Below are 2179 nucleotides of genomic sequence, written 5' to 3' on the forward strand. Positions count from 1 at the left end.
GATTATTAGCGATCGCTTGTTTTTTGTCCAAACTCACAAAATCGCGTTGCTCCCTACACATCTTGCGTATTTGAATTACACATCTCGCGTATCTGAATTACACATCCTGCATTTTGGGAGTGGATCTATGGTTTACTGAGCTAAATATGCGGTATCTGGATTACAATATTTAAGGTTTTTACGACCTCCATTGCTTGCTGTTAGGTTGTTTTGGGTATGCGGATGAATTGCATAACTCTCCGCTTGCACACTGTTATCAGCTTGAAAAATTAACTTCTCTACTGCTGCGGATAATGCTTGGGTTGGCACGTCTTGAGGCAGTCCAAACATTTTGCACAATTCTTCCACTGCTAAGTAGGAAATGGTGATGCGCCGAGAGTCATATTTCATGGGTTTACATTTCTACAAAAATTTTTGTTAACAGCTTTGATCAGCTGGATTGAGCAAATTTTTGGCTTTGGCGAATGTTACTGTCATGGGTCAGTTTTTTTAAAGTCTTGAATTCTGGGAATTTGGCAGATATTTCAGCACAATTGGCTGTTATCCAATTTCCGACCATTGGTTAGCCTTAGCAGCACTTTCTGGCTTCCATTGCCTTTGTTTCGTGACTGCTTTTGGTTTATTGATGCTATATTAGCATAGAATCGCATGAATTTTAATATGCAAAAGCATGAAAATCAACAAGACGATTACCAGATGAGACTATAATCGATGAATAAAACTTTTTTCATCGAAATGACTAAAAGAACGACTATTGTTTTACCTGATGTAGTCTATGAAGATTTGCAAATATGGGCTGATGAAGAAGGTAGAGCCACAGCTAATCTCGTAGCTTTTCTTGTGGAACAGGCAGTAAGGGCTAAATTTCCCTCCAAATATCCTCCTGGTTACAGAAGGCTAGAGGCAAGTGATCGTCAAACATGACCGATGAAAACCAACCAGACAACCCAAATGAAGAAAATTTTGACCCCATAACGGATCACAGAGATTGGTCAGCAGCCGAAACAGAATTAGGCTGTTTTGCACTTGCCAGAAGCAAAGGTAAGCGGTTGGTTAAAATTATTAACACTAAAAAGCCATCAATGCGATTTATTTGTATTTTTGAGGATTACCCAGAATGACCACCGTAGCAGAACAAGTTTCAGTCACCGCTATCATTCCAATGCTTACCGCCATTGGCGATCGCCAATGGCAGCAGTTTAAAGACCTAGAAGCGGATTTTGTTAATCAGCATGGAGTAGAAGTGTGGGAGGAAGTGTTTAACTTCCGTGTTCTCCCTGCATTGGATAAAAATTCTAATCGTTGGTTGCTGGTTCAGTGGTGTGGAGAGGGAATAAACTGGGTTAAAAATGTGGCTTAGTGACGGGCGATTGCTAAGATTGCAAGTCCCTGTCTTGGCAGCAATCCCCAGTTTTTACAGCCAAACATTAAGCATTTTTACAGAAAGATGTAGCTAAATTGGATCTTAGAAGGCCAGCAGTTCTGTACAATCAAGCTATTAACTAAACAAAAAATACAACGGAGGTCAATATAAAACAGTACAAACAGATAAATGGACAAAAACGCCCCTACTAAGTAGTGACGCTTTATCCAAGACTCAAAATTGAATCTTCCAAACATTTATTGTTGTTGGAGCAGGGGTGTCTCACGAAACCCAAAACAGTGGCGGAAAAGTTGGCGCTTGAAAACCACTGATTGGCAAAATGAGATTCAATCTGCGCTGCCTTCCCATATTATATGGGTTCTTGTGTCAATCGTGGTGTGCATCTACTGGCAAATTTTGACAAAAAAGTCATCAAATTCTAATTTCATCATCCAAAAATCGATAAAGCAAAGTAGCACAGCAAATTTTCAAGATATCAGGTGTAGCAGCGCGATAACCCCCTCCAAATACTAAAAACCAAGTATTTGAGGGAAAAATCTGTGATAAATAGCAACCGTGCATTGCCAAAAATTCAAGACCAAAGGCCACAGTTTAAATTCGCTGTTAACATCTGTGGCAGAAACAAAGACTGGGACTTTAAAAAGCTGGCCGCCAACTTCCAAGATACAGAAGGGACTCTAGCGGATGTCCAGCGCCATATCAAAGCAGGTCACGCCATTTGTGCTGGCTTATTAGGCGGTAAATGGCGCAGTAAAGCCAATGTCATCGGTTCCCACTGGCTACTACTCGATATTG

General features: G+C 40.6%; 5 protein-coding genes. 4 read left to right on the forward strand and 1 reads right to left on the reverse strand.

What is annotated here, in order from left to right:
* Positions 1–132: 132 nt before the first annotated feature.
* On the reverse strand, positions 133–390 hold the full coding sequence (locus ACM0OW_RS25650; protein ID WP_194003766.1) for a hypothetical protein: 258 nt from the start codon (positions 388–390) through the stop codon (positions 133–135).
* A 321-nt stretch (positions 391–711) separates the two neighbouring features.
* Here ACM0OW_RS25650 and ACM0OW_RS25655 point away from each other — a divergent pair, with 321 nt between their 5' ends.
* The 4 genes from ACM0OW_RS25655 to ACM0OW_RS25670 form a co-directional block, all read left to right on the forward strand.
* A complete protein-coding gene (locus ACM0OW_RS25655; protein WP_414553536.1) occupies positions 712–924 on the forward strand; it encodes a ribbon-helix-helix domain-containing protein in 213 nt (70 codons plus the stop codon).
* Complete coding sequence (locus ACM0OW_RS25660) at positions 921–1121, forward strand: hypothetical protein (RefSeq protein WP_414553537.1); 201 nt, start codon at positions 921–923, stop codon at positions 1119–1121. Before ACM0OW_RS25655 ends, ACM0OW_RS25660 begins: the two co-directional genes overlap by 4 nt.
* Entirely contained in the window at positions 1118–1360 is a 243-nt protein-coding gene (locus ACM0OW_RS25665; protein ID WP_414553539.1) for a hypothetical protein, read from the forward strand. Before ACM0OW_RS25660 ends, ACM0OW_RS25665 begins: the two co-directional genes overlap by 4 nt.
* 563 nt (positions 1361–1923) lie before the next feature.
* Positions 1924–2179 (forward strand): hypothetical protein (locus tag ACM0OW_RS25670; protein WP_414553541.1); only part of this gene is annotated, 256 nt, incomplete at its 3' end.

Source organism: Anabaena sp. CCY 0017 (genome assembly GCF_963920885.1).
Taxonomy (GTDB): Bacteria; Cyanobacteriota; Cyanobacteriia; order Cyanobacteriales; family Nostocaceae; genus Nodularia.

Bases quoted from the DNA above. Each gene is read 5' to 3' on its own strand.
- ACM0OW_RS25655 (WP_414553536.1), top strand. From the start codon at position 712: ATGAATAAAACTTTTTTCATCGAAATGACTAAAAGAACGACTATTGTT.
- ACM0OW_RS25650 (WP_194003766.1), bottom strand. From the start codon at position 390: ATGAAATATGACTCTCGGCGCATCACCATTTCCTACTTAGCAGTGGAA.
- ACM0OW_RS25665 (WP_414553539.1), top strand. From the start codon at position 1,118: ATGACCACCGTAGCAGAACAAGTTTCAGTCACCGCTATCATTCCAATG.
- ACM0OW_RS25660 (WP_414553537.1), top strand. From the start codon at position 921: ATGACCGATGAAAACCAACCAGACAACCCAAATGAAGAAAATTTTGAC.